Origin of the sequence: Pseudomonas monsensis (assembly GCF_014268495.2) — a bacterium.
In the GTDB taxonomy this organism is placed as follows: Bacteria; Pseudomonadota; Gammaproteobacteria; order Pseudomonadales; family Pseudomonadaceae; genus Aquipseudomonas; species Aquipseudomonas monsensis.
The window spans coordinates 1,573,529-1,598,402 of record NZ_CP077087.1 but is presented as its reverse complement, the minus strand read 5'-3'; the positions used below and the strand labels follow the sequence as shown (position 1 = coordinate 1,598,402).

The following is a 24,874-nucleotide window of genomic DNA, read 5'->3' as shown; positions in this document are numbered from 1 at the left end:
TGTTTTTAAGCGGCGGCGTCGTACTGCAGACGGAATTGGTTGAGCAGTGCGAACACGCGCAGACCGTTGATGTAGTCCGGTGGGAACAGCACGTTCACGCGGCTCGGATCCTGCACGTCGCGCTCGACGATCAGGTGCTCGGCGAACAGCTCAGCGTTCTCCACGTGGCCTTCCAGTTCCAGCTTGGCGTACTGGGCGATCAGCTCGCCGCGAATGGTCGCCGGAGTGACGATCGGCTGGCCGGCGCCGAAACGGGTGCCGTCGGAAGCCAGTTTGTGGCGACCGTATTTGCTGGTGATCACGCTCTGCAGACGACGCACGATGAACGCCGACTGGTGCATGGTTTCGCTGTCCAGATAGGAGTTGTCGGCCTGGCCGTAAGCATTTTTCTGGTAGGTGGTAATCGAACGCTGGATGCGCACGTAACCGCCTTCGTAGTAGGCCGTGGCGATGCCGTAGTTGAGCAGCGACTGACGCTCGGTCAGGGTGAAACGCTCGCTGGCCGGCGCCGGATCAACGCCCGGCAGGCTGCCGCTTTGGGTCGGGCGGCTGGCATCGGCGGAGATGAACACCGCGGTGCGGGCAGCCAGTGCAGCGGCCTGTACCCAGACCGGTTGCGGCACGCCCGGCTCCAGCGCCTGAATGGTCATGTGCTGATCGTTGCGTGCCTGGCCTGCAGCGACCAGGGTCCCCACAGTGCCGCGCTTGGCACTGTAGACGTGACCGAACAGTTGCTTGGCCCAGGACCAGCGACCGGTGCTGTCATCCATGACCGCTTGCCAGGTGTTGAGGGTCGACAGATCGGACCACGGCAGTGCGATGAACTCGAACGGCTCGTCGCCCAGTGCTGCCACAGCAGCGATTTGATCCGGCACGCCAACGCCACCGGTCATCGGGGTAATGGCCGTGACCAGACCCGCCGGCGTTTCTTCGCCGTTGCTCTTGCCCAGACGGTTGAATTGCAGGCTGATGTCGTTACCGCTATCGCCGGTCCATTTGGCGCTCAGGGTCACCACGCCTTCGGCGGCCACGGCACTCACTGGCAAATCCGCCGTGGCATTGACTTTGAGCGCCAGCGCGGTGGCGGCCTGTGCGGCAGTCGCGCCGGTGACGACGCTACTCTGAACGCGCACGCCGCCGACGTACAGATTGAGCACCCCCGCCTGCGTAGCGGCACCGGTCAGGGTCAGTACGCCTTTGGCGATGCTGCCTTCGCTGTTGTGCAGCGGCAGGCACCAGATTTCACCGACCGGATCGGACTTGCGGAAGGTCTCGTACATCGAGGCGAGCATCGAGCCCTGTCCACCGATGCTTTTGGCCAGCGCCACGCTGGAAACCAGCACCAGTTTGCCAGCATCGGCCGGCGCAATATTGTCGTTGACCTGAGCCACGATCAAACGACGCATGCTCGAACTCGCGGTATTGGCGGCCGAGTTGTCCATCTCGGCGTAGAACAGCGGTACACGAATGTCCGCGGGGATGTTGCTGAATCCGATCGCCATTATTTGGCTCCCTGTGGTTTAGCCGCTTTTGCGGTTTTGAGTGTGATGTCGCCGTCGGCCAGACGCCGGCGCCACCAGGCGCTGTCCAGCACTTCACGGCCTTCGAGCGGGAGCAGATCGCCCGCCTCCGGGTCAGGTACGGCACGGCCAATGACCGGCAGCACAGTGATGCGTTTGCTCATGGGGTTACGTCTCCAGAGAAAGTCAGTTCCACGCGCCCATCGGGGCCCGGGCGTTTCAGGTTGGGGTCGGCCGGGTCGATCGCATCGACCCGAACCGTGGCCCCGGTAAAGGACGACAAACCGTCCAGTTCGCGTTCGTGCCAACTCTCCGCAGGCTGACTCGGCAGATTGCGGCCGAGCTGGAACTCGGCAAAAAAGCGCAGCCGGTAGAACCCGCGACTGCTGTTGATCGAGACCATTTCGCCGCCGTCATAGACGATGGCGCCGTAACCGTCGCCCGGCTTGAACCCGACCAGTGCGCGCCACAGCTCGGCGCGCAGGTCATGCAACAGATCCAGCGCTTTTGTAGCGTCGGTTGCGTCAAGCGCGAGGACGATTTCGAAGCGGTCGCGGATTGGTTGGGCGATGAGGTTTTGCGCGGTGCTGTTGCTGGCCACATCGGCGATTGGCAGCACGTGGGCCGAAGGTGTTGGCAGATCGGCGTTGCCTTGCAGCGAGGCCAGATCGACACCAACGGCAATGTGGCTGGCAAGGCCAGGGCATTGCGCACGCAGCTGCGTGAGGATCGGGGTGATCTTCATGGTGGTGTTCCAGAGTTGAGTGAAATGCGGTCTGCAGAACACTGCAAAAACCTGTGAGAGCGAGCTTGCTCGCGAAAGCGGTGTTTCAGTCGATGACTCTTTGAATGTCAGATTGCATTCGCGAGCAAGCTCGCTCCCACAGGGCTATGTGTGGTCAGTCCTTGGCTTCAGCCTTGGGATCGAGACAGCTGGCATCAATCACGCAGCGATAGCTTTCCTCGCGCTTGCCGCTGGCGGTGACCTTTTTGATCGACCAGCGACCGCGCATGAAGTCCGGCCAGGTGTCATCGAGCACCAACAGGCCTTCGGCGGCCAGCAGCGGATCGCCCGGGCAGGTGACCTTCAGCGTGTATTTTTCGCGCAGCATCTTGCGCACTTCGGCTTCGCCGATGGCTTTGGCTTCTTCTTCACTCGCCTGTTTCTGGCGAATGACCTTGTAGGGTGCGGAACCGGTGATCACCTCCTGCAGCTTGCCAAGAGCACCGTCCCAGAAGCTGGTCTTGCAACCCTGATTCTGGGTGCGGGCAGTCTCTTCCAGTGTGGCGCTGATAAAGGCGTGATCACCCGGTCGATTGTTGCTGGTCACCGACAGCCTGACGTCCGGTATCACCTGGCCCGAGAGGTTTTTCAGCTGCGCCGGTTTCGCCAGCACGTAGAGGTTGTTGAACGGTTTGGCCACCGCGTCATACTTCTTTGCCAGTCGCGTGATAAAGCTCATGTCGGTCTCGTTCGACTGGTCGACATGAGCAATCCGGATCAGCGCCAGTTCAGGATCGACGCGCGGCGAAAAACCGTGCCGCGAGACCAGTTCGCGAAACAGTGCGCCAAGGGTGGTGGGGCCATGACTGGCCGTACGCCGTTCCTTGAATCCGGTTTCGTCCTTGCCGCTGAATGGCGCGGCCGTAGCGACCAGCGTCAGGCGCAGCGGGAACAGCGTTGGTGTCAGTCTAGTCACCTTGAACTGGCCCTTTTCGACCAGCCCGGACTCCAGATAACCCACCCGCAGGCCGATGGTTCCGCCCAGGGTCGGCAAGCCTTCGAGGCCTTCCAGGTCGATCACCAGTGTCAGTTGATCGGACTCCATCCCGGCAGCATCAACGTGCTCCCAACTGATCAGACGCTGGTTCAGCAGGTCCTTGTTGGCCCCGTAGATTTCGATCGCCGGGGTAAATCCCTGTGTCATGCAACCTCCTTAGTCCCAGGCCAGAACCGGTTTGATCGCAGCGGGTTTGCTGTCGAGTTCCGGCAGCGTCACCCATACACCTGCCGGGAGAATCGGACCACGTTCGGCCAGGGTCGGGTTGAGTTTCCACAGGGCTTCTTCGGCGCTGTCATCGCTGCGACCGGTTTCGCGGTACAGCAACAGATTCACCGAATCACCGGCCATGCTTCGTACCTTACGCATTGTTGAACTCCGCCAGTTCAAGGGTCCAGTCGACCACCATCGCCGTACCATCATCGATGACGCAGGTCTGGGTTTCCTGAACCATGGTGATTCGCCACAGGCCCCAATTACGGCCGATGCCATCAATCAGCGGTAGCGGCACTCGAAGGGCTTGCAGCGCCCGCAGCTCATCCAGCCGATCCATGGCCACCGCGTACATTGATTTACCGGTGATGGTCAGGGTTTCGGGTTTCTGGCCAATTTGATGGGACTTGGGTTTGCTGGTGAGAATCTGCAGTTCCGTCCAGCCGCCGTCGGACTTGCGCAGAAAACTGCTGTAGGCAAAGCCGCGTGACAGGCCAAAGATGAAACTGCCCAAGGCCATTTGTTGTTTCATGTGGCGACTCCATCGGTCAGGGCTGCGTCACGTCGAGTGGCGAGGGGATTGATCGGCATGATCTGGCCCAATTGCCCCATGGTTGTTTGCACCACCAGATTGGCCAGTGCCTGGGCGCTGGTCTGGTCCTGACCATTGATGTTAATGGTTGAGTTGAACGTGACCGGCTGGCTGGCGGCTGTGGTGGCAGATGCCCCGGGGATCGTGGAAATCGCCGAGGTCGCGATAAGGTCTTTGCTGACCTGTGCAGGTGAGCCGAGACGATCGACTTGTGTCCCTAGCTTGTCGCCCAGGGAATCACCGATCGCGCCCCCCGCCATGCTTCCGAGCCACCCGCCAATTGCCGTGCCCACACCGGGCAAAATCAACGTGCCAAGTGCTGCACCGACGGCGGCCCCAGCAGAAGACCCTGCCAACGAGGCACCGGACGACACGACGGCACGCTTATCGCCCTTCATGACGCCGGTGACCATTTCATATCCGGCACTGAGCAACCGCAGCGGCGGTGCCCGTTTGGCAAGCAGTCTGCCTGCCCTGGCGTAAGAACCGGACAGTGAAGCGGCCGGTGCAGGACTGACGGCTGATGAGCCTGCAAATGCCGTCATGGTTCCCGGCCAGTACGTGCCGGACATGCGGGGCAGAACGGGTGGTGCCAATGGTGCACTGATCCGTGGTGGCCGAGGGGTCACCGTACGGGGGCTTTTCGCACCTTGACCGGTTTGTTCACGTCGGACTCGAGGCTTGATGCTTGACCGGCGAGGCTTGAGTCTGTCACCCGTCCCGCCGCCCAGCGGTTTGCAGCAGCAGTCATGGCCCGCGCCATTTCCGGCAGACGTTTTCTTGGCTTTCGGGTCTTCAATATCGGCAATCAAACCGCCAAGACCGAGCGGCAATTTTGAAGCGACACCCTTGAGCAGTTTGTCGGTGAAGTTGCCGAATGCCTTGGCCATCACCGCCACCACGATGGCCGACAGTCCAACGCCCGCAAGGGCCAACGCCGTCGAGGTCTTGGGATGGGCTTCAGCCATATCGGCCACGCCATTAGTCATATTCGTCAGCGAGTCCAGCGTGCCGGTCGCATCCGGCGCTAACGCCGTGATCAGACGATTGAGACTGGCATCGAACGCATTCCAGCTTCGCTGAGGATCTTTGCCCGCAGGCTCGGCGCTGCGTTCAATCGCGCCGCTGTAAGCCGGTGTCAGTGGATCATTGGGCTTGAGCAATGAAAGCGGCGTCTGTGCCTCGCCGGGTTTGCCCATCCACTGGAGCACGCCCCCCTCACCCTTGAATGGCGATACGAGGCTGCTCCGGGTCGCTTGCGAGGACACAAGCGTCGACGTTCCTTCCAGTGTGGCCGGCGCGACCAGCGAAAACGCTTTTTGCAGGTCTTCGGGTTTCGCCAGCAGTTTGCGTACACCGTCGTCGCCACTGAAAAGTGTCTTGATCAGTGCTGCTTGCTGCTGTGCCGGTTGTTGCTTCAATGCCACCAACGCTTTGACAAGGTTGTCCGGTACGTTTTCGGTCAACTTGCCGGGATCAAGGCCCAACGCCTTCCACGCCGACTGCTCGGCCGCCGAGCCTTGGGTACCTTTGCCCAGGGCTGCGCTGATACTTTTCACCGTCGCGCCGGCACCGGCCTTGTCGACATCAGCGTTGAGCAACGCGGCTGACAGCGCCGCCAACTGCTCGGGCAGGATCCCCACTGCAACGGCCGACTCGCCGGTTTGCTGCACGACCGAGCCGATGTCGGCAGCCGTCGCATTCAGTCCGCTGTTGCCCAGATGCTGAGTCGCATCGGCCAGCTGCTGACCTTGAGTGCGATCCAGTTTCATCGACACTTGCCAGGCCGACAGCATTTCACCGGCCGACTTCAGGCTGATGCCGAATGCCGCCGCATTGACCGCTGCATCCTGGGCAAAGTCCAGCAGCACCTGTTCCTTGTCGGTGCCCTTGAGACCCGCGCCAATCCCGGATCGGCCAGCCGCGACTTCGACCTGCACCAGATCCACGACCGTCGCCCCACTGCCGGCAACTCGTTTGTCGGTGGCCAGTTTGAGGTTGGCTTTCGACATTGTGTCGAGGTCGCCAGTCAGGCCTTGAACCTGCTTGATCTGGGCCATGGCGGTTTCCAGGGCCATGGCCGATTGCAGGTAGGCCGGAGGCGAGCGTTGTTCAATCTCAGCCTTGAGCTTTGACTTGCTCTCGCCGCCAGCCGCCGGCGCGGCAGTTACCATTGGCACCTTGAACGATGCCAGGGCCGTGTTCAGCCCCCGGACAACGGCGCCGAGTTTGATCTGTTCACGCACCAGACTGCGGATGTCCAGGCTGGCCGTGAGCAGCGCCTCTTTCAGTTCGGACAGTGGTTTGATCAGGCTGTCTGTGGCCGATCCCCCTGCCGACAACCCGGAACCCGCGCCGCCCGTTTGCGCGGCGTACATCAGCGAAAACGATGTGTTTGCCATGCCGCTCTACTCCTGTTTCACGCCAAGGCGAGTGATCGCTATGTCGTAGCGGCGCAACGCCTTTTCGGCGTCCCATTCCAGAATCTCCGCTTCACTTACCGGGTAAATGAGCGGGACGATATCGAGGATTACTTCGATGTCGCGTTCCGAAAGTAGGCCGCCGGCTGGTTTAAAAAATCGTCGATGCGCACCTGCAATTGCGTCCAGTCAGGGACGCTCAAGTGGGCCAGATCGGGGATCATCAGACCGGTGCAGTGGGCGGTGATGAACTCGGCGCGTTCCTTGGCCGTTTTCAGTTTTTTCATCACTTTGGTGGCGCGCAGCGCGGGCATTTCCAGCGACAGCGAGGTCACGGTGCGGCCGGTCACGGCAAGCGGTTGCAGCAGTTGCACCTGGTCAGGATCGGCGGACTTTTCCGCGTCCTCGACCTGCTCCAGAAAGTACGACGCCGGACGAGTCGACATCTCGTGCACGTACTGGGCAATGCTCACGTAATCCGGGCGTTTGAGCTGATCGAGTTCCTTGACCGACAGGCCAGTGGCGAGCAGCGCCAGTTCGAAGAACTGATCGTCTTCATCATCGCCGGCGCGTTCCAGTGCTTCTTTTTGTGCGGCGTAGAACAGTGGCTTGAGCTGGATCTGCTCGATCTGCGCGCCGTCATCGCCGGTGATCGGCGACAGCAGGTCATGCTGGGGTGGCATCCACGACATGTATGAATTCCTTGGTGATTCGTAAAGATCCACTGTGGGAGCGAGCTTGCTCGCGAAAGCGGAGTGGCATGCAACATTGCTGTCGACTGACTTGACGCCTTCGCGAGCAAGCTCGCTCCCACAGGGTTTGGTGATTGCCTTCAGCCGTGGCTTACGGCATCAGCACCGCACGACGGGCATCACCGAGGATGTCGACGCCGTTGAGCACGAACTTCTGGGTGCGCACGTCGATGTCGATCACCGGGATGCCGTTTTCCAGGCGGTTGTAGGTACGGCAGGAGAAGTCCAGCGTCGTCAGGGCTTTGCCACCCATTTTGATGGCGTCCTCACCCATGGTTTTGAGCTTGCCGCCGATGGTGTGATAGGTGAACCAGGTGTTGCCGTCCTGATCCTGACCGGCTTCACGCACGTTCAGCAGAATGTCGTCGCCCAATTTCACACCCATGGCGAGCAACACTTCGGCGCCCGTGCCCTGCAGCTTGATCTGAGCATTCAGTGGCTTGGCGCTCTTGGCCATTTCCTCAACGATGAAGCGCCCGCCCGTCATGCTCTCCATGTCGAAGTCGATTTTCGGCGGGGTGAATTCCTCCACGGTCGCCGACAGCGGCAGGCCTTGCAGGGTGGCCGCGATGGCCTGTCTTACGCGGTTGGTAAACATTAGAGAACGTCCTCCAGGAACTGCTCGATGATTTCATCGCGGGCGTTGAGTTGATAAACCATGTGTTCGTTCGGCGCGTAACGGCCGTAGTCGATGACCACGTACCAGGTGCCGTTCTTGTACTTCTCGACGCTGTTGAGTTCCGGGTGCAGATAGACGCGGCCGCCAGGAATGGTTTCGTCGGCGACCAGGGTTTGCAGCCAGTCGTTGATGCGCTTGACCTCTTGATCCATGAAGGACTTGGTCAGGTTCTTGGCCATGGCTTTCTGGCCGGCCTTGACCAGCTTGCGGCTGATCGCATCTTCGAGGCCGACGTAGCTGATGAACTTGCCGGTGATCGAGCGGTTACCCAGCAGCGAGAAGCCGCCAAGCACGGTGCGGGCGTAGTAGCTGACGCCGTAGCGGTTGAGCAGATCGCCTTCGGTGGAGGTGTCGAGGATGTTGTATTCAACGACCCGCGACACGTCTTCGGCGTAGGTCACCTGGTTGCCCGGGCTCTCCCACTGCTTGACCTTGGCCAGCGCGGCAATCGCCAGGCTGGATGGTGCGAGGAAGACATTTTTCTTCGCTGCTTTCGAGTACACGGCCGGCATGTTGTGCACCACCAGGCAACGGTCGAAACCGAGATCCGCACCGCCCAGTTCCTGGCTGTAGGTCACTTGATCGGCGACCGAGGCATCCTTGCCATCCAGCACCACACGGGCCTTGATGCGCTTGCCGAACGAGGCGAACTCGCTGGCCACCGCTTTGGTGCCGGTGAAGCCCGGCGCGCCGATGATGGTCAGGTCTTCCGGGACACTGCCCAGCGCGGCCAGACCGAGCTTGCGGCCGGTGGCTGGATCGACGCCGCCGATCACCGCGTTAACGGTGTCAGCCGGGGTCGCGCCCGCTTCGACAATCACCACGTACACCGGCACCTTGACCACTTTGAGGATCTGGTAAACCGCGTGGTACAGGGTGCCCTCTTCCGAACCGGTCGGATCGAGCAGCGCATGGGTGGTGAAGCTGTTGATGCGGAACGGAGCGTTACGCGGAATCAGCGGATCGGCTTTCGGCGCGGTGCCGACCAGACCGATGACGTTGTCACCCAGGCCACCCATGGCCTCGGGGGATTCGGTGGCATTGACGGTAATGCCGTTGTGCTCGAAGTTCAGAACCTCAGCCATAGTTAGTCAGCCTTCTTGGCAGCGGCCTTTTTGGCCTGGGTGGTGGGGGTTTTCAGTTCCAGTCGACCGGCGCTGTGCAAGGCACTGGCCTCGACGTCGAGCAGATCAAGGTCTTGACCGACGCTCGACCAGTGCCCACCGCCGGTGGGGAATGGGACAAGCACGGTGTAGGTTTGGCGGGTTGCCATTTTTCGTTTCTCCATAAACGGGAAAGCCCCTCGTGGGGAGGGGCTTTGGCGGGTGTTGAGTTGTATTAAGCGGATAAGAAAACGCCCCGGGATTCGGGGCGTTCAACGTACTTGCAAAGCGATCCAATCAGGTTGTTCTGGACGGGCCTGCTCATTCGGAAACTGTTCTGACTGTGGCCAATCACGCAAGTCCTTCAGATAAGTCAGCAACGCCTGATATTGCTCGTTGGTCAGTGTTGTATCGCTGGACATTTCGAGTTCATCGCGATGTCGCTCACGCAGCCACTTCACGTCTTCAATTTCGCCATCACGCCACATGCGTTCTCGGTGGGCTTGGGACTCAAGATCAATCTCGGGTGCCTCAAGCACCGGGTTGCCGTCTGCGTCCGCAACGATTACTAATGACCGGGTCTCGCCCAGCAACAGGTCCGAGCGCATTTGCGCAGTGATTTTTACTACATCATCCGGCATCACGCTGTGTACAGCGTCATCGTAAAAACCACCTGTAGAGGCAGCGTAAAAAAGTGACATAAATTGATCTCCTGATTACCAGCCTATCGAAATCCACGGTCCATTCGGTTGACCACTGTTACCAAGGACTGAAACCGTGAATTTTGTCGCTCCGCCATACATGACGCACAGGGTTGAAGTGACTCCAGTCGAGCTCATCGAAGAGCTGTTGCCTATCAACGTCATGAACGGATTATTTGGAAAAGCAATCGGATAGGTGACGCTCATTTGGGCACCGGCGGCAATGCTACCGATGGTCCCCCATTGAATGACAAAGCCGCCCAGCCAGCTTGGCAGCATTAGATATCCATTCGCGGCCTTGAGGGCGGAAAAACCCCAGCGAAGCTTCTTCGGAGTAACGATGGTTTGATCATCGTTACCCGCATCTGTCTGCGCCTGGGTGGCTATTTTTGCAGTGCCTTGATTCGGTTCCGAAGCTTGTTGTGCGAGAACGGTCAACGCACCGATATCGATGCTTCCCTGATTGACCGGGGCGTTCCAGGCTTTGATGCACCACATGACGGCGATGTTGCGGGGGCGGGTTTCATTTCCCCCCGAGTTTACGGTTGTGGTGGGGGATGTCAGGTTGTTGGAATCAGGTCCGGAAGTTGCCAGAAATCCGCCCCCAGCAGGAGGCGTGACGACCCCGTTCACAATGCCAGTGGCGGTCCCACCAAATGGGTCAAGATTTGCAGCAACGCTGTCAAAATACCTATGACTGTGACTCTTGTATTCATCAGGTTGAAAGCTGCCGACTTGGCGACCCGAGTCCGCGCCGCGCCCATGATCCCAACCACGCAAGAACTCCCCACGCGCCTCAGGCAGCCGAAAATTCCCGACGCCCTCATCACCCTTGTTGAACTTGCCACCCAGATAAGCGCTCAAGTCCGGGTAAGTCGCGCTGCTCTTGACGCTGCTATCCAGCTCCAGAAAACCCGGCGGCGGCGAATCAACCGGGAAGGCAACAATCGAGCCCACCGGCAACGCCGAGGCCTTGGCGATCAGCGCTTCAACTTCGGCCTTGGTGTAGGAATCCTTGATTCCGAACCCGGCCAACGTTTCAGGATTGGCCCCGGCAGTCGCCCGGCCATATTCATCAACCGTCAGACTCTTGTAAGTCCCGGCCGCAATCCCGGTTCGCCCCGCGAGCATCTTGAACGTCAGCACAGTCGTGCCGAGGGTGATCGGCGCATTGGTCGTCAGGTGCCACAGCGAATCACCGTTCGCCGTGCCCTCCTCCACCATGACCGTCAGACCAGGCGTGACCTTGGCGCTGCTGTTGGCATCGGTCGCCCGCACCCAGTCGCCGTTGGCGACGATCCACAGGCCGTTATCCTTGGCCAGGGTCTGGTTCGTCAGCAACACGCGGTCGCCAGCAATCACGGCCACGCCGTCGATCTGCTGCGCACCGTTCAACACGATGTTGGTAGAAGCCGCGACGCGCACCGATTGCTTGCCATCGAGTTTGCCGAGTTCTTCGGCGAGGTAACTCATGACCCAGGCACGAGTGGCCTTTACCACGGTGTCGTCGATCAGCAACGTCACCAGCGACGCATTGCTGGTCTCGAAAATCGAGCGAATGTAGAACTCTTTACCCGAACCGGACGTGGCCAACACCGGTTTGAACGACTCCGGATATTTGACGATGGCGTAAAGAACGCCGGTGTCAGTCCACAGCCCTGCTTCCCGTACATACCAGCCGCCAACATCCGGCGGAATGGTCACTTCAGCGAGCAGCCAGCTCGGATTCTTCTCGTCCTGGAACAGTGCGTTGAGTGGCCCGCGCCAGACTTCGCGTTTCAGCGCGGTGGCGGTCGCGGCCGGGTTGTAGACCGCGCCGCCGCCGTCGCCGACGGACATCTGCGTCAGCTTGATCGGTGTGCCCGCGGCCTTGCACGCCGTTTCGTAGGCAATCCCTGCATTGGTGAGCAGGGTGTAATAGTCAGCCATTCAGGCCCCCTGAGGATAAATTGTGGATGTTTCGACGGTGTACAACGCAGCGGCCATGAACGCCTCGCCAGAGGTTTCAAGCCCTTCGATGAACACCGGATAAACCGTGGTCAGTTCGCCGCAGAAAGTCGCAGCTGCGATGGAATGGCTGCCGAACGCGCTCAAGCCAACGGTTACCGAAAGAATGTCCCGCTCGCTCTTGGCATCCGCCAGGCGGCGGTCGAGACGAGCGTCGATTTCTGCGCTGTAGGGTTGCTCGCTGAAGGCGCGCACGGTGAAGCTGTAAGGCACGCCGGGCGGCGATTGTTCGTACCAGGCGCGGACTTCGGGGCGCAGTTGTAAACCCTTCGCCGCGTTTTCCAGCGCCTTGCGAGTGCCGGCTTGGCGCGCGGTGGGCCAGGCCAGTTCGACGGTCAGGCGTTTTTCCGCTTCCGGTGCGCGGGTGCTCCATTCGGCGACGCCGCGATCCGCCGCCAGATACGGCAGGAACGCCACTGGCGTTTCGCTTGGATTCATCAGTTCAGGGAACGGCGGCGCGATGCGATCAAGCAGTGTGCCGAAGCCCAGATCCAACCCCCGTTCGAGTGCCGAGCTGTTGGCCGGCAGCAGCGTCCGGCGATGCGTTGGCTCACTCATAGCGTCAGCACCTCGACCTCGACCGCCGTGCAGTAAGGCGCCTGAAACGCAGTGGTCACGACCGGCGCCAGCGGTTCGAGAATCTGCAGTTGCACGGCGCCGGCGCTGTGCAGCGTGTAGTCGATCCAGCTCGGATCGACCCGCCCTTCGAGGCGATGGCAACTGTCGGCGTAGGCCTGCAACTGCTGCTGCGCGGCGACTTTGGTCAGGCCTGAATCCGGTCCCGAATTGATCTTGGCGACGACGCGGATCTTGTAGCGCTGAATGTCGGCAGCCTTCACGGTGACGAGGTCGGTTTCCGGTCGTACATCCGGCCGGGCGAAGTGTTGACGCACGCCTTCCAGCAACGCCGCGGAAGGCGTGCCATCGCCGTCTCGCGACAACACGGTGACCTGCACTTCCCCCGGCGCGGTACGACGACCATTACCATCCTTGACCTGTGCAGCGAGGCCGTCGGGGTTGAAGGTGTAAGTGACGTTGACCACTCCCGCATCAGTGGATTCGACCTTCACCGACGGCCGTTCGCCGAGGGTGAATACCTCACGGCGATACTGCATCCGTGAACCCGCCGCCGGGGCATGCGGCGCCAGGTAATAACGCAGGCGTGCATCGTCATCGCTTTCGTAAATCGCGGGCACCGGCGGGAACGCTGTCGGGTCGCCCGGGTCGAGCAACTGCCGCTCCAGGCCCATGTCCGCCAACCGCGCATCGAGGTTGCTGCCGGTCGCCCACCACGCCAGCATCTGCTTGATGCGGGCGTTGTATTTGCGTTCGTGGGTTTGCAGCCGAACGCAGAAGGCTTCGAGCGCCATCGTCAGCAATTCGCTCTCGTTTTCCAGGCTGGTCTTGAGCTTTGCGGCACTCTCGGGCGAACGCGCACCGACGTATTCGACGACGAAGGTCTTGAACTCGGCGAGCAGTTCTTCGAACGCTTCGACAGTGATCAGCGCGGGTTCGGCCAACTGGTTCTGGCCGGGGATCAACATACTCATGTCACGACCTCGAAGGTTTGTTGACGGTTTTTCCAGGTGCCGGCGAAGCGCAGCAGCAAGCCGGCGCCCTGGCGGGTGGCGACGATCACTTGCGGCTGAAAATCGCTGATCCCGTTCTGCGTGTTGTAGAACGCCTGAGCCGCGTGGCTCTGGGCCAGAAGCAGAACGTCGTCACCGAGGTTCTGCCCCAGCAGCGTGGGGATCAGCGAGCCATAAAGGGGCCTTTTTTGCCGGGTGCCCAGCGGCGTGGTCAGGGCCCGGGTCGCGCGCTGCACAAACTGCAGCCAGTCGTCGACCGTGGCCCCGTTGTCTCTATCAATTCCGATCATGTTCAGGCTCTTGAATCAGGGGCTGATGACGCGGCCCTGGTGATCGACCAACGGGCCGCTGAAGTGCACGCCCGAGGCGTCGATGGTCAGGCCGACGGCGCCCAGTTGCAGGCTGATCGCTTGCGGCGTCATCGCCAGTTGCGCCGGGCCGATGCTCAGTTGCAGCGCCTGGCGAGAGCCAGTGAAGGCCGCCGGCCCGTTCTGCCAGTGCAGGGTGTGACTGGCGTCGTCGTAACCGCTTTCGCTGCCGTCGACATGCACCCGTCGCGTCAGCGTCGGTACCGTTGCCGTCGGCGGAAACCGGTCACTGTTCAGGCCGAACAGCGCCACACTTTGCGCGCCGCTTTCACCACTGCCGTAGTTAAACAACAGACACTGTTCGCCGACGCTCGGAATCCGCGATTCGCTCTGGGCGCCGGCACTCGGATTGAAGAATTTGATGGCCGGCGTGAGCAAACCACCGTGGCTGACCTGGCAGGTGTTGCTCGCAGCATCGACGGTCTGGCAAATGCCGATGCGGCAGAAGCTTTCGGCGCGGCGGTGCAGGTCGTCGATCTCCGCTTCCATCTCGGCCAGGCGCTCGATGATCGGGCCGAGTTGCATGCGCAATAGTCCGTCGAACATCTCAGGCCTCCAGCGCGGTGTATTGGTCGGGGTCGTCGATGTTGCTGACTTCCCAGGTACGGGCGAATTTCGGCGTGCCGAGCGGATCGTCGAGCAAGGTCGGGCCGAGGTAGAGGGTCTGATTGAACGACAGCGTCCAGGCTTTGTATTGCTGATCGCCGCGGATGAGCAATGACGGCAGGCCATCAATGTTCATTGGCAGATCGCATTGATCGCCGGGCAAGCTCCAGCGGTTGTCGGTGATCAGGTTTTTCAGCACCGCGATCAAATCGCACGCTGCAAATGCGCTGGCGGCAAGGACCGGGATGACGTGCAGGGACACCGTCATGACATGAGCAATGCGTCCGTCCGCGGCGCGCTCTCCCGGTCCATTCCGCTCGAAGTTGATCAACACCCAGGCCTGATCGCCCGGCGCAGTGAAATCATCGTGATTGCCAACGTTGAGGTTGAGTCCGGCAGTGTTGCGCAGTGTCGTCGCGATGGCTGTGAACAGTTGCGACGGCTGCTGGATCGGTGTGGGCATACATGACCTCCTTTTCAATCGTCCACGCGCAGCCCTGCCGCCAAAATGGCGGCACGGAGAAGTACTAAAGTTAAGGTTGGTCGCGAGGCGGAACTTCGCAGACGCCGATGCGCTTGGCGGCCCAGCGTTCGTACAACCCGATGGCGACGTCGGCGCCGGCCATCGCTGTCAGGCAACCGAATGCGCCGGCGGCCCAGATCGAAAGACCGGCGGCGTACAGCAGCATGATTGCCGAGACGCCGCAGATCATGCAGGCGCCGGAGCGCAAGGCAAGGCGTCGCAGCAGTGACCAGCCACGGGCGCCCTCCTTGTCGGCGCGCCACATTTCGCCGGACACCCCGCCGACGACGGCGAGGAGGATGACCAGCCAGATCGGCATGTCCGCCAACGCTTGTTGCTCGTTTGTCATGTCACGCCTCCGGAAGTATTGGGTGAGTGTTGTGTGTTGGGATCAATCGCGTTCTCTTGAGGCAGGCATTCCAAAAAGCCCGGCGCTGAGGCTGGGCTTTTCAGTAATGCGCTCTCGATAGAGGGTGTGACGGTCATGACCGAATCAGAAAGGAGCGACCGGCCAGTTGACGGTGGATGGATAGCCGGATTGTTTGTTCATGTCGCTGAGACCAACGCAGTACTGTTTGTAAGCGAGCAACAGCGCTTGTTCTTCAGGTGTGGCAACACCAAGGTCGACCTTGTAGTGCAGGGAATTCAACATCAACCACTGCCCTGCCGCAGAAAGAAGCTCCAGAGCTTCCTGCGCTACATCTTTCTCCATTTCTTGAGAGGTGGGTTCACTGAACTCCCAATCAACATAATTTGTCGTCGTCCCCTTCCATCCCACCTGGACTGCCGGGTTTGCTGTGATATCCACCCAAAAACCATTCGACAACTTTGCTTCTACTGGCATGGCCGTAGGCTTCTCGACAGCGTCGACAATCACCAGAACTTTGTTGAAGGGTTTGGAATAGTTGAAGCGAACAAAAGCATAGCGGTTCATTTGTTTCTCCTGCTGGCACTCATTGCGAAGATTGGCTTGAGGCTCTGAGTAAACATCGCAGGCACTGTTGAATCGCCCGGTTATGCACCGGGCTCTTCAGCGTCGCACTGCGGATTTCAAATAGTGATGTTGCGGTGCAAGAAGCGCTGTTTATGGAACTTCAGGCCAGTTGACCGTCAGCGGATAACCAGGCTGTTTGTTGACGTTGCTCAGATCAATGAAGAACTGCTTGTATTCCAGTAGCGCAGCTTTCTCAGCCGGCGTGGCCAGCCCCAGTTCAACCTTTTGCACCAAGGCCGACGTCGCCAGCGTGGTGTTGGCTTTATCGAGACGATTGGTTCTTGCGTTACGCAATTGCATAGCCAGCAAGGACGGCTGGCCCCACATATCGCTGTCGGTAAATGTCCAGACGCCGTTGGTGTTTACCGCGTTCCAGGAGTAATCGATCTTCGGCAGTGCGCTGACATCCACCCAGACTTGATCTGCCGGAAACTCATCGGTGATCGGGTTAGCGGTTTCAAAAATGTTGTCGACCTTGCCAGCAACGACACGTGCGTACTTCTTCATGTTCATCTTCCTTTTTGATTGCCGGCATTGCGGCATTTCAGATCCTGCCCAGGTAGGCAGTCCAAAAAGCCCGGCAATCTGCCGGGCTTTTCAGTAATGTCGTTCCGATGCGTTTTTGAACGGGATGACACTTAGAAGGGAGCAATCGGCCAGATGATCTGGGTCGGATAACCCGCCTGGTTTTTCACTTCGTCGAGCGCAATGACGTACTGTTTGAAAGCAAGCAGCAGGGCCTGATCGGCAGAAGTGGCAACCCCCAAGTCCACTTTGTATTGCAGTGCGTGGCGTGGGGTCCAATCGAGAGCGGCAAGAAGCAGCGCTCTCGTGCGGAAGACGGCGATAGCGATTTGTTCCTCAGCCGTTGGCGCATTAAACGTGGTTCCGGTTGCGCCGTTGTGGGCTATCCAGCCCAGTTGCACGGTTGTATTTTCCGGCACCCACAACCAAAAACCATTGGACCCTTTTGGCACTGCGGGCGCCGAGTAGCTCTCGGTATCAATTACCTGTGCGACATAAGGGAAGGCACCGGTGGATTCAAGCAACACATATCGATTCATTCATTTTTCCCTGATTGACTTCAGCAAACTGTTTCGCGGTTCTGCGCGCCTTTCATCGGCATTGATGAACAAGGCAGGCATTCCAAAAAGCCCGGCAGCAAAGCCGGGCTTTTCAGTAATGCGCTCCTTCGCCTTCCTTCAAATCCTGTGTTCAAGAAGGAAGCTGACTTTTCGGCGCTACTGGCGCGGTACGAGTCCATTCAGATTGTTTTTCCGACCGCGGTCCCTGCCCGCCGGATAACTGCTTCTGGTGCTTTACGCTGCACACCCGGGTCAGTTGCCAACCCTCTGAACCGTTGAGGCCGGTTCATCGCTGCCTGTTCTTGTGGAACTAAAGAGCTGTCTTGCCCAGCCGCTTTGTCGAGCGGCTTGGTGGCAAGGATATGCACTCATGCATATGCAGTCAATGCGTAAATGCATTTATTTATGCGCGAGAAATGCACAGACGCATGAAACCCTCGTCTGGCAAGGCTTCTACGGTTTTCTCGAAGGCGAAAAAAAACCCGCCGATGGGCGGGTTTTGTCTGAGCCGGTGGCTTTATCGGGCGTACATGCCCCACCAGAAGACGTGACCGAGGATGACGATCTGCTCGTCCTGCATATCCTGGAAGCTGTAGTCCTCGTCCGGATGCTCGTCACGGTTGAAGCTGCGCAGACGGATACCGGTCGGCAGACGGTAGAGCTGCTTCACGCGCAACTGACCGTTGTGGTTGATCGCATACAGGTCGCCATCAATGATGTCGCCGATGCCACACTTGCCGGCATTCACACCGACGGTGGCGCCGTCACGCAGCACCGGCAACATGCTGTTGCCGCGGACTGTCACGCATTTGGCCTGGTCGAACTGCACACCGTTATGGCGCAGGCTACGCTTGCCGAAGCGCAGGCTGGAGCGTTCGCTCTCTTCGATGACGAATCTTCCTGATCCAGCAGCCAATTCAACCTCGCGAAGAAAGGGCACCGACACCTCGTCGTCATCGACAGGGGTATCGTCGTCCCACAGGCTTATGTCCTTGAGTTCCGCATGCACGTCATCACGCGCACCACCGGTCGCGGTCGCGACATCGGCGCGGCCGCGCAATTGATCGGTGCTCACATTGAAGTACTCGGCGATCTTCGAGATATGTTTATCCGAGGGATCGACGATCTTCCCGCTGAGAATCCGCGAGAGAGTGGATTGAGGCACGCCGGTGCGACGGTGGAGCTCCGTAGGGGAGATCCCGTGCTGGTCGAGCAGTGCTCTTAAGACGGAGGATACGTTGCGTTTTTGCATAACGCGCATAGTGCTTGAAGTTTTTCGCGAAGACAAATGCTGATTTGCATAAATCGTGCATAATTCTCAATTTTCTGAGAAAACTGCCAGTGAGCCGTCATGCCTGCGTCGAGCGGACTGCCCATGGTAACCTTGCGCCCATCGCGGAAAAGCCTGGGCCTTGCCCCGCTTCTACCCCACATCTTTTAACGAGTTGCCCGACAATCCGATGAATAAAGCCGTCTCCGACCTGTCCTCCCACACTCCGATGATGCAGCAATACTGGCGCCTGAAGAACCAGCACCCGGATCAGCTGATGTTCTATCGCATGGGCGACTTCTACGAGATCTTCTATGAAGATGCGAAGAAGGCCGCCAAGCTGCTCGACATCACGCTGACCGCCCGTGGGCAGTCGGCAGGACAGGCGATTCCGATGTGCGGGATTCCTTATCACGCAGCGGAAGGTTACCTGGCGAAACTGGTCAAGCTCGGCGAGTCGGTGGTGATCTGCGAGCAGGTCGGCGACCCGGCCACCAGCAAAGGGCCGGTGGAACGTCAGGTAGTGCGAATCATCACGCCGGGCACAGTCAGCGATGAAGCGCTGCTGGATGAGCGTCGCGACAACCTGATCGCCGCCGTGCTGGGTGACGAGCGCCTGTTCGGTCTGGCGGTGCTGGACATCACCAGCGGCAACTTCACCGTGCTGGAGATCAAGGGCTGGGAGAACCTGCTGGCGGAGCTGGAGCGGGTCAATCCGGTGGAGCTGTTGATCCCGGATGACTGGCCGAAAGACCTGCCGGCGGAAAAACGCCGTGGGGTACGGCGTCGTGCACCGTGGGATTTCGAGCGCGATTCGGCGCTGAAAAGTCTCTGCCAGCAATTCTCCACTCAGGATCTGAAAGGCTTCGGCTGCGAAACCCTGACGCTGGCCATCGGCGCCGCCGGTTGCCTGCTGGCCTACGCCAAAGAAACCCAGCGCACCGCCCTGCCCCACTTGCGCAGCCTGCGTCACGAACGTCTTGATGACACCGTCGTGCTCGATGGCGCGAGCCGGCGCAATCTGGAGCTGGACACGAACCTTGCCGGTGGCCGCGACAACACCCTGCAATCGGTGGTCGATCGCTGCCAGACCGCGATGGGCAGCCGCTTGCTGACCCGCTGGCTGAACCGTCCGCTGCGCGATCTCAGCGTGCTGCTGGCGCGACAGACTTCGATCACTTGCCTGCTCGACGGCTACCGCTTCGAAAAGCTGCAACCACAGCTCAAGGAAATCGGCGACATCGAGCGGATTCTCGCGCGGATCGGGCTGCGCAATGCCCGTCCCCGTGACCTCGCCCGTCTGCGCGATGCGCTCGGCGCGTTGCCGCAACTGCAAGTGGCGATGACCGATCTGCAAGCGCCACACCTGCAAGGTCTGGCTACCACCACCAGCACCTACCCGGAACTGGCGGCGCTGCTGGAAAAAGCCATCATCGACAACCCGCCTGCGGTGATCCGCGACGGCGGCGTGCTGAAAACCGGTTACGACAGTGAACTCGACGAACTGCAATCGCTGAGCGAGAACGCCGGCCAGTTCCTGATCGACCTGGAAGCCCGGGAAAAGGCCCGTACCGGCCTGGCCAACCTGAAAGTCGGCTACAACCGTATTCACGGCTACTTTATCGAGCTCCCGAGCAAGCAGGCAGAATCCGCTCCGGCGGACTACATTCGTCGCCAGACCCTCAAGGGCGCCGAGCGCTTCATCACGCCGGAACTGAAAGAATTCGAAGACAAGGCGCTGTCCGCCAAGAGCCGTGCCCTCGCCCGCGAGAAGATGCTCTACGAGGCCCTGCTGGAAGACCTGATCAGCCAGTTGCCACCGCTGCAGGACACTGCCGGCGCTCTGGCCGAGCTGGACGTGCTGAGCAACCTCGCCGAGCGTGCGCTGAACCTTGACCTGAACTGCCCGCGCTTCGTCAGCGAGCCGTGCATGCGCATCACCCAGGGCCGTCACCCGGTGGTCGAGCAAGTGCTGACCACGCCGTTCGTGGCCAACGACCTGAGCCTGGATGACAACACGCGGATGCTGGTAATCACCGGCCCGAACATGGGTGGTAAATCCACCTACATGCGCCAAACCGCGTTGATCGTGCTGCTGGCACACATCGGCAGCTTCGTACCGGCGGCCAGTTGCGAATTGTCGCTGGTGGACCGGATCTTCACCCGGATCGGCTCCAGCGATGACCTCGCCGGTGGCCGCTCGACCTTCATGGTCGAGATGAGCGAAACCGCCAATATCCTGCACAACGCCACCGAACGCAGCCTGGTGCTGATGGACGAAGTCGGTCGCGGTACCAGCACCTTCGATGGTCTGTCCCTGGCATGGGCCGCCGCCGAGCGTCTGGCGCATCTGCGTGCCTATACTCTATTTGCCACGCACTATTTCGAACTGACTGTGTTGCCGGAAGCCGAGCCGTTGGTGGCCAACGTGCACCTGAACGCCACCGAGCACAACGAGCGCATCGTGTTCCTGCACCACGTGTTGCCGGGGCCAGCCAGCCAGAGCTACGGCCTGGCGGTGGCGCAACTGGCGGGTGTACCGAGTGAAGTGATCGTGCGTGCCCGTGAGCACCTGAGCCGACTGGAAGACACCGCATTGCCGCACGAAGCGCCAAAGCCTGCCGTCAAAGGCAAGCCGGCCGCTCCGCAGCAAAGCGACATGTTTGCCAGCCTGCCGCATCCGGTGCTCGATGAGTTGGCCAAAGTGGATCTGGATGACCTGACCCCGCGGCAGGCGCTCGAATTGTTATATGCACTTAAGAACCGGATCTAAGCACCAGCGAACCGGATATAACGCAAACGGCTTCAAGCTGTTAGAATCTCGCGCGGTTTGGGATGCTGCTGGCTAATAGCCTGGCCAGCAGACATCGCTCCCGAACCTGGCGACCCCAACCGTGAAGGGGCAACGCTGCCGCCGCCTGAGGAGAAAATTAGAAATGACCTTCGTCGTCACCGACAACTGCATCAAGTGCAAGTACACCGACTGCGTAGAAGTCTGTCCGGTGGACTGCTTTTACGAAGGCCCGAACTTCCTGGTGATTCACCCGGATGAGTGCATCGACTGCGCCCTGTGCGAACCCGAGTGCCCTGCCGTGGCCATTTTCTCCGAGGACGAAGTTCCGGAAGATATGCAGGAGTTCATTCAGTTGAACGTTGAGCTGGCTGAAGTCTGGCCAAACATCACCGAGAAGAAAGAATCGCTGCCGGATGCCGAAGAGTGGGATGGCGTCAAAGGCAAGATCAAAGACCTCGAACGCTGATCTGTCGCGCGTTACCAAAAGGCCCCTTGCGGGCCTTTTTGCTTTTCTGCAGGCATAAAAAAGGGGCGGTTTGACCCGCCCACATTTTTTCCCTATTCCCTGTGTTCCTTTTCATCGTCCTGATGAATCGCGTCCTGCGATGTCCATTCCCCTCATCCTTGAAGGGCGTGTCTGTCCGTCGACACAGTGCTGATACTAAAGAGTTCCCTGCCGAGAGCAATCGGCCCTGAGGGCAGAAAAACGCTGTAATAAGCACTTCACATTAAAAAATAAACATATAAATCATATAGTTAACAAATAACACCGAAGGTAATCGACGTCTGCCGTCTTGCAAAAATAGGGAACACTTACGAAAGAGTAAGCCGAGGCTTACACCGCGAGACTACAAACGATGGAAATGCCGACCGTATGTCTGGTGATGAATGGTGTGGCGAGGCTGCTTGCTCCCTCGCCACAGGACATTCCATTCCGTACTCGAGCAGGCAACAAAAAGCCCCGAACCAGTCGGGGCTTTTTGTGGGCGATCAATCGAAGCGCTTACTGGAACAGCGACTCGCTCGACAGGCCATTCTTCTCGAGGATTTCACGAAGGCGCTTGAGGCCTTCTACCTGAATCTGCCGCACCCGTTCCCGGGTCAGGCCGATCTCCAGGCCTACGTCCTCCAGCGTGCTGCTCTCGTGACCGCGCAGGCCGAAGCGGCGGACGACCACCTCGCGCTGCTTGTCGGTCAGTTCGGACAGCCATTGATCGATGCTCTGTGACAGGTCATCGTCCTGCAGCAGTTCGCAGGGATCGGTCGGACGATCATCAGTGAGGGTGTCGAGCAGGGTTTTATCCGAATCCGGACCCAGCGACACATCGACCGAAGAAACCCGCTCGTTCAGGCCGAGCATGCGCTTGACTTCGCCCACCGGTTTTTCCAGCAGGTTGGCGATCTCTTCGGGTGAAGGTTCATGGTCGAGCTTTTGCGTCAGCTCCCGTGCAGCCCGCAGGTACACGTTGAGCTCCTTGACCACATGGATCGGCAACCGGATGGTCCGGGTCTGATTCATGATCGCGCGCTCGATGGTCTGACGGATCCACCAGGTTGCGTAGGTCGAAAAGCGGAAGCCGCGCTCGGGATCGAACTTTTCCACCGCCCGGATCAGCCCGAGGTTGCCCTCTTCGATGAGATCCAGCAGCGACAGCCCCCGATTGACGTAACGCCGGGCGATTTTGACCACCAGCCGCAGGTTACTTTCAATCATGCGCTTGCGCCCGGCCGGATCACCACTCTGCGACAAACGCGCAAAATGAACCTCTTCTTCCGGGGAGAGCAATGGGGAAAAGCCGATTTCGTTGAGATACAACTGCGTGGCATCAAGTGCACGCGTGTAGTCGATGTACTTATGTTGTTTAAGTGAAGCGGAGTGTTTGGATTTGGAACGAACGGAAGGTGGAGCAGCCCCTTCATCATTCGACATCGAAGATTCCGAATCGATGCCGGCCTCCATAAGGAGAACCTCATCGTCGATGTCAAACTCCGGCACTTCTTTACTGAGAGCCATTGTTATAGTCCTTTGGTGAGTTCGACCCCAAGCTCAAGCGACGCCTTTATCCTTGGCAGCGCTGGAGCCTGTCCCCTCTACGCGACGGAACAGGCTGGCTTACAAATCAACGTCTTGGCAGGAACTGCAGCGGATCTACAGGTTTACCTTGTCGGCGAATCTCAAAATGCAGTTTCACCCGGTCTGTACCCGTTGACCCCATTTCGGCAATTGTCTGTCCGACCTTGACCTGCTGTCCCTCCCGAACCAACAGCCGACGGTTGTGACCGTAAGCACTGACGTAGGTTTCGCTGTGTTTGATGATGACTAATTCGCCGTAGCCCCTTAAGCCACTCCCGGCGTATACCACCGTCCCATCAGACGCAGCTAAAACAGGCTGTCCCAAATCTCCGGCGATATCAATTCCTTTATTCAAACTACCGTTTGAAGAGAATTTTCCAATGAGAATGCCATTAGATGGCCATCCCCAGCCGGTCGGGGCCGGACCCGGCGGAGGCAGTGGAGTCGGGGCCGATTTGCTGGCGACGGACGGTGCAGCCCCCGTAGAACCGGCACCGGACCCGGTCACGGTCGTGGTCGTCGTGCCATTCGCCTGGCGCCGGATTACCGTGGTTTTGCTCGACGATGAAGGCGAAGAACTGCTGTTGCTGACCACTGCCGTCGGCGTTGAACCTGTGCGCCCATCGAAGCGAATTGTCTGACCCGGGTGGATCGTATAGGGCGTAGGAATATTGTTCCGCGCCGCGAGGGCTTTGTAGTCCCAGCCGTAGCGAAAGGCGATGGAGAACATCGTATCGCCTGGACGAACTACGTACTGTCCGGTCGTCACTGTAGGACGCTGCGCAACCGCATTGTTACGATCGACCACCCGCACGTTGCTCGATTTGGTGCTGGAGCAACCCACCAGCAAGGTGCTCAAGACAAGGCCAGTCACCAGGCGCTGAAAGCTCGTGTTACCCATACGCTGCGCAATGACTGTGAGACTCACCCGCCGCTCCCTTTTGTGGTGGCTGAAAAAGTTGGCATGCCGGATTCGGCACGAAGTGTCGCAAGTATAACGGGCCGCACCGGCTTTACCTTTAATGAAGCGAAATCACTGCGCGCACACGTTTGCAAGTGACCAGTCTGCTGCGTTTAATCTCTCGTCGCTGGAGTAAGACCGAGGCGAACGAAAGGAATTCAGCACCCGTGAATAAATGCTCAGGCCAGCGGACCATTGAGCAAAGGCACGAAACGCACGGCCCCCAGAACGTGTCGCGAAAAGCCGTGCTCTTCACGCACGATCAGCATCAGTTGCTGCACTTCACCCGAGCCCACCGGAATCACCATGCGCCCGCCCGGTGCCAGTTGATCAAGCAGCGCCTGCGGGACATCGGTGGCCACGGCGGTGACGATAATGCCGTTATAAGGCGCCAGTGCAGGCCAGCCCTCCCAGCCATCGCCCCAGCGAAATACCACATTGCGCAGGTTCAACTCGACCAGGCGTTCCTTGGCCCGATCCTGCAAAACCTTGATGCGCTCCACCGAGAATACCCGCTCGACCAGTTGCGACAGCACCGCTGTCTGATAGCCAGAGCCGGTACCGATCTCCAGCACCTTGTCCAGCGGGCCGGCCTCCAGCAGCAGCTCGCTCATGCGCGCCACCATATAAGGCTGGGAAATGGTCTGGTTGTGGCCGATCGGCAGCGCCGTGTCTTCGTAGGCGCGATGTGCCAGCGCTTCGTCGACGAACAGGTGACGTGGCGTACGGCGGATCACTTCCAGCACCTTGGCGTTGGACAAGCCTTCTTCATATAGACGCTGGATCAGACGCTCGCGCGTGCGCTGCGACGTCATCCCGATGCCGCTGCGCATTCTGTCTTC

Annotated in this window: 28 protein-coding genes; 2 read left to right on the top strand and 26 right to left on the bottom strand. The window is 59.6% G+C overall.

Annotated elements, in window-relative coordinates; genetic code table 11:
* Positions 1 to 5 precede the first annotated feature (5 nt).
* The 23 genes from HV782_RS06855 to HV782_RS06745 all read right to left on the bottom strand — a co-directional run bounded on the left by HV782_RS06855 (position 6) and on the right by HV782_RS06745 (position 18,185).
* A complete protein-coding gene (locus HV782_RS06855; protein WP_186745186.1) occupies positions 6 to 1,502 on the bottom strand; it encodes a phage tail sheath subtilisin-like domain-containing protein in 1,497 nt (498 codons plus the stop codon).
* Entirely contained in the window at positions 1,502 to 1,684 is a 183-nt protein-coding gene (locus HV782_RS06850; RefSeq protein WP_123465154.1) for a DUF2635 domain-containing protein, read from the bottom strand. Before HV782_RS06850 ends, HV782_RS06855 begins: the two co-directional genes overlap by 1 nt.
* On the bottom strand, positions 1,681 to 2,265 hold the full coding sequence (locus tag HV782_RS06845; protein WP_186745183.1) for a phage tail terminator protein: 585 nt from the start codon (positions 2,263 to 2,265) through the stop codon (positions 1,681 to 1,683). Before HV782_RS06845 ends, HV782_RS06850 begins: the two co-directional genes overlap by 4 nt.
* Positions 2,266 to 2,419: 154 nt before the next feature.
* Positions 2,420 to 3,448, bottom strand: a complete 1,029-nt coding sequence (locus tag HV782_RS06840) for a phage late control D family protein (protein ID WP_186745181.1) — start codon at positions 3,446 to 3,448, stop codon at positions 2,420 to 2,422.
* A 9-nt stretch (positions 3,449 to 3,457) separates the two neighbouring features.
* Positions 3,458 to 3,670 carry a tail protein X gene (locus HV782_RS06835; RefSeq protein WP_007964330.1) on the bottom strand — a complete coding sequence of 71 codons (213 nt, stop codon included), beginning with the start codon at positions 3,668 to 3,670 and terminating at the stop codon, positions 3,458 to 3,460.
* Positions 3,663 to 4,046, bottom strand: a complete 384-nt coding sequence (locus HV782_RS06830) for a phage tail protein (protein WP_186745179.1) — start codon at positions 4,044 to 4,046, stop codon at positions 3,663 to 3,665. Before HV782_RS06830 ends, HV782_RS06835 begins: the two co-directional genes overlap by 8 nt.
* Positions 4,043 to 6,508 carry a phage tail tape measure protein gene (locus tag HV782_RS06825; protein WP_186745176.1) on the bottom strand — a complete coding sequence of 822 codons (2,466 nt, stop codon included), beginning with the start codon at positions 6,506 to 6,508 and terminating at the stop codon, positions 4,043 to 4,045. Before HV782_RS06825 ends, HV782_RS06830 begins: the two co-directional genes overlap by 4 nt.
* 128 nt (positions 6,509 to 6,636) lie before the next feature.
* Complete coding sequence (locus HV782_RS06820) at positions 6,637 to 7,218, bottom strand: phage tail assembly protein (protein WP_128614953.1); 582 nt, start codon at positions 7,216 to 7,218, stop codon at positions 6,637 to 6,639.
* 151 nt (positions 7,219 to 7,369) lie between these two features.
* Positions 7,370 to 7,876: a phage major tail tube protein gene (locus tag HV782_RS06815; protein ID WP_160056265.1), complete on the bottom strand. Its 507-nt coding sequence runs from the start codon at positions 7,874 to 7,876 to the stop codon at positions 7,370 to 7,372.
* On the bottom strand, positions 7,876 to 9,042 hold the full coding sequence (locus HV782_RS06810; protein ID WP_186745166.1) for a phage tail sheath protein: 1,167 nt from the start codon (positions 9,040 to 9,042) through the stop codon (positions 7,876 to 7,878). Before HV782_RS06810 ends, HV782_RS06815 begins: the two co-directional genes overlap by 1 nt.
* A gap of 2 nt (positions 9,043 to 9,044) precedes the next feature.
* Positions 9,045 to 9,230, bottom strand: coding sequence for a hypothetical protein (locus HV782_RS06805; RefSeq protein ID WP_047291936.1), 186 nt, complete (start codon positions 9,228 to 9,230; stop codon positions 9,045 to 9,047).
* A 102-nt stretch (positions 9,231 to 9,332) separates the two neighbouring features.
* Positions 9,333 to 9,761 carry a phage tail assembly chaperone gene (locus tag HV782_RS06800; RefSeq protein WP_186745163.1) on the bottom strand — a complete coding sequence of 143 codons (429 nt, stop codon included), beginning with the start codon at positions 9,759 to 9,761 and terminating at the stop codon, positions 9,333 to 9,335.
* A gap of 15 nt (positions 9,762 to 9,776) precedes the next feature.
* Positions 9,777 to 11,690, bottom strand: a complete 1,914-nt coding sequence (locus HV782_RS06795) for a phage tail-collar fiber domain-containing protein (RefSeq protein WP_186745161.1) — start codon at positions 11,688 to 11,690, stop codon at positions 9,777 to 9,779.
* Positions 11,691 to 12,326 (bottom strand): phage tail protein I, encoded by a 636-nt coding sequence (locus HV782_RS06790; protein WP_123465136.1) that lies wholly within the window; start codon positions 12,324 to 12,326, stop codon positions 11,691 to 11,693.
* Positions 12,323 to 13,318, bottom strand: coding sequence for a baseplate J/gp47 family protein (locus tag HV782_RS06785; RefSeq protein ID WP_128614651.1), 996 nt, complete (start codon positions 13,316 to 13,318; stop codon positions 12,323 to 12,325). Before HV782_RS06785 ends, HV782_RS06790 begins: the two co-directional genes overlap by 4 nt.
* Positions 13,315 to 13,647 carry a phage baseplate protein gene (locus HV782_RS06780; protein ID WP_123465132.1) on the bottom strand — a complete coding sequence of 111 codons (333 nt, stop codon included), beginning with the start codon at positions 13,645 to 13,647 and terminating at the stop codon, positions 13,315 to 13,317. The genes HV782_RS06785 and HV782_RS06780 overlap by 4 nt, the downstream gene beginning before the upstream one ends.
* Before the next feature lie 15 nt (positions 13,648 to 13,662).
* On the bottom strand, positions 13,663 to 14,271 hold the full coding sequence (locus HV782_RS06775) for a phage baseplate assembly protein V (protein ID WP_123465130.1): 609 nt from the start codon (positions 14,269 to 14,271) through the stop codon (positions 13,663 to 13,665).
* Position 14,272: 1 nt separating this feature from the next.
* Positions 14,273 to 14,794, bottom strand: coding sequence for a hypothetical protein (locus HV782_RS06770; protein WP_186745159.1), 522 nt, complete (start codon positions 14,792 to 14,794; stop codon positions 14,273 to 14,275).
* 70 nt (positions 14,795 to 14,864) lie between these two features.
* Complete coding sequence (locus HV782_RS06765) at positions 14,865 to 15,203, bottom strand: phage holin family protein (protein ID WP_011332709.1); 339 nt, start codon at positions 15,201 to 15,203, stop codon at positions 14,865 to 14,867.
* Positions 15,204 to 15,347: 144 nt separating this feature from the next.
* Positions 15,348 to 15,788 carry a tail fiber assembly protein gene (locus HV782_RS06760; RefSeq protein ID WP_225931062.1) on the bottom strand — a complete coding sequence of 147 codons (441 nt, stop codon included), beginning with the start codon at positions 15,786 to 15,788 and terminating at the stop codon, positions 15,348 to 15,350.
* A gap of 150 nt (positions 15,789 to 15,938) precedes the next feature.
* Positions 15,939 to 16,355: a tail fiber assembly protein gene (locus HV782_RS06755; protein ID WP_186745157.1), complete on the bottom strand. Its 417-nt coding sequence runs from the start codon at positions 16,353 to 16,355 to the stop codon at positions 15,939 to 15,941.
* A gap of 131 nt (positions 16,356 to 16,486) precedes the next feature.
* A complete protein-coding gene (locus HV782_RS06750) occupies positions 16,487 to 16,912 on the bottom strand; it encodes a tail fiber assembly protein (protein WP_186745147.1) in 426 nt (141 codons plus the stop codon).
* Positions 16,913 to 17,450: 538 nt separating this feature from the next.
* Positions 17,451 to 18,185, bottom strand: a complete 735-nt coding sequence (locus tag HV782_RS06745) for a LexA family transcriptional regulator (protein ID WP_047291917.1) — start codon at positions 18,183 to 18,185, stop codon at positions 17,451 to 17,453.
* Positions 18,186 to 18,393: 208 nt separating this feature from the next.
* On the opposite strand from HV782_RS06745, the gene mutS reads away from it, so the two are divergent.
* Positions 18,394 to 20,976: a DNA mismatch repair protein MutS gene (gene mutS / locus HV782_RS06740; protein WP_186745137.1), complete on the top strand. Its 2,583-nt coding sequence runs from the start codon at positions 18,394 to 18,396 to the stop codon at positions 20,974 to 20,976.
* 163 nt (positions 20,977 to 21,139) lie between these two features.
* Positions 21,140 to 21,463 (top strand): ferredoxin FdxA, encoded by a 324-nt coding sequence (fdxA, locus tag HV782_RS06735; protein WP_123465120.1) that lies wholly within the window; start codon positions 21,140 to 21,142, stop codon positions 21,461 to 21,463.
* A 537-nt stretch (positions 21,464 to 22,000) separates the two neighbouring features.
* Here the strand turns inward: fdxA and rpoS are convergent.
* The 3 genes from rpoS to HV782_RS06720 all read right to left on the bottom strand — a co-directional run bounded on the left by rpoS (position 22,001) and on the right by HV782_RS06720 (position 24,847).
* Positions 22,001 to 23,011, bottom strand: coding sequence for an RNA polymerase sigma factor RpoS (gene rpoS / locus HV782_RS06730; protein WP_016985073.1), 1,011 nt, complete (start codon positions 23,009 to 23,011; stop codon positions 22,001 to 22,003).
* A 106-nt stretch (positions 23,012 to 23,117) separates the two neighbouring features.
* Complete coding sequence (locus HV782_RS06725; protein WP_186745135.1) at positions 23,118 to 23,999, bottom strand: peptidoglycan DD-metalloendopeptidase family protein; 882 nt, start codon at positions 23,997 to 23,999, stop codon at positions 23,118 to 23,120.
* A 212-nt stretch (positions 24,000 to 24,211) separates the two neighbouring features.
* Entirely contained in the window at positions 24,212 to 24,847 is a 636-nt protein-coding gene (locus HV782_RS06720) for a protein-L-isoaspartate(D-aspartate) O-methyltransferase (RefSeq protein ID WP_169841266.1), read from the bottom strand.
* Positions 24,848 to 24,874 lie beyond the last annotated feature (27 nt).

Bases quoted from the DNA above. Each gene is read 5' to 3' on its own strand.
- HV782_RS06855 (WP_186745186.1), bottom strand. From the start codon at position 1,502: ATGGCGATCGGATTCAGCAACATCCCCGCGGACATTCGTGTACCGCTG.
- HV782_RS06850 (WP_123465154.1), bottom strand. From the start codon at position 1,684: ATGAGCAAACGCATCACTGTGCTGCCGGTCATTGGCCGTGCCGTACCT.
- HV782_RS06845 (WP_186745183.1), bottom strand. From the start codon at position 2,265: ATGAAGATCACCCCGATCCTCACGCAGCTGCGTGCGCAATGCCCTGGC.
- HV782_RS06840 (WP_186745181.1), bottom strand. From the start codon at position 3,448: ATGACACAGGGATTTACCCCGGCGATCGAAATCTACGGGGCCAACAAG.
- HV782_RS06835 (WP_007964330.1), bottom strand. From the start codon at position 3,670: ATGCGTAAGGTACGAAGCATGGCCGGTGATTCGGTGAATCTGTTGCTG.
- HV782_RS06830 (WP_186745179.1), bottom strand. From the start codon at position 4,046: ATGAAACAACAAATGGCCTTGGGCAGTTTCATCTTTGGCCTGTCACGC.
- HV782_RS06825 (WP_186745176.1), bottom strand. From the start codon at position 6,508: ATGGCAAACACATCGTTTTCGCTGATGTACGCCGCGCAAACGGGCGGC.
- HV782_RS06820 (WP_128614953.1), bottom strand. From the start codon at position 7,218: ATGTCGTGGATGCCACCCCAGCATGACCTGCTGTCGCCGATCACCGGC.
- HV782_RS06815 (WP_160056265.1), bottom strand. From the start codon at position 7,876: ATGTTTACCAACCGCGTAAGACAGGCCATCGCGGCCACCCTGCAAGGC.
- HV782_RS06810 (WP_186745166.1), bottom strand. From the start codon at position 9,042: ATGGCTGAGGTTCTGAACTTCGAGCACAACGGCATTACCGTCAATGCC.
- HV782_RS06805 (WP_047291936.1), bottom strand. From the start codon at position 9,230: ATGGCAACCCGCCAAACCTACACCGTGCTTGTCCCATTCCCCACCGGC.
- HV782_RS06800 (WP_186745163.1), bottom strand. From the start codon at position 9,761: ATGTCACTTTTTTACGCTGCCTCTACAGGTGGTTTTTACGATGACGCT.
- HV782_RS06795 (WP_186745161.1), bottom strand. From the start codon at position 11,690: ATGGCTGACTATTACACCCTGCTCACCAATGCAGGGATTGCCTACGAA.
- HV782_RS06790 (WP_123465136.1), bottom strand. From the start codon at position 12,326: ATGAGTGAGCCAACGCATCGCCGGACGCTGCTGCCGGCCAACAGCTCG.
- HV782_RS06785 (WP_128614651.1), bottom strand. From the start codon at position 13,318: ATGAGTATGTTGATCCCCGGCCAGAACCAGTTGGCCGAACCCGCGCTG.
- HV782_RS06780 (WP_123465132.1), bottom strand. From the start codon at position 13,647: ATGATCGGAATTGATAGAGACAACGGGGCCACGGTCGACGACTGGCTG.
- HV782_RS06775 (WP_123465130.1), bottom strand. From the start codon at position 14,271: ATGTTCGACGGACTATTGCGCATGCAACTCGGCCCGATCATCGAGCGC.
- HV782_RS06770 (WP_186745159.1), bottom strand. From the start codon at position 14,794: ATGCCCACACCGATCCAGCAGCCGTCGCAACTGTTCACAGCCATCGCG.
- HV782_RS06765 (WP_011332709.1), bottom strand. From the start codon at position 15,203: ATGACAAACGAGCAACAAGCGTTGGCGGACATGCCGATCTGGCTGGTC.
- HV782_RS06760 (WP_225931062.1), bottom strand. From the start codon at position 15,788: ATGAACCGCTATGCTTTTGTTCGCTTCAACTATTCCAAACCCTTCAAC.
- HV782_RS06755 (WP_186745157.1), bottom strand. From the start codon at position 16,355: ATGAAGAAGTACGCACGTGTCGTTGCTGGCAAGGTCGACAACATTTTT.
- HV782_RS06750 (WP_186745147.1), bottom strand. From the start codon at position 16,912: ATGAATCGATATGTGTTGCTTGAATCCACCGGTGCCTTCCCTTATGTC.
- HV782_RS06745 (WP_047291917.1), bottom strand. From the start codon at position 18,185: ATGCAAAAACGCAACGTATCCTCCGTCTTAAGAGCACTGCTCGACCAG.
- mutS (WP_186745137.1), top strand. From the start codon at position 18,394: ATGAATAAAGCCGTCTCCGACCTGTCCTCCCACACTCCGATGATGCAG.
- fdxA (WP_123465120.1), top strand. From the start codon at position 21,140: ATGACCTTCGTCGTCACCGACAACTGCATCAAGTGCAAGTACACCGAC.
- rpoS (WP_016985073.1), bottom strand. From the start codon at position 23,011: ATGGCTCTCAGTAAAGAAGTGCCGGAGTTTGACATCGACGATGAGGTT.
- HV782_RS06720 (WP_169841266.1), bottom strand. From the start codon at position 24,847: ATGACGTCGCAGCGCACGCGCGAGCGTCTGATCCAGCGTCTATATGAA.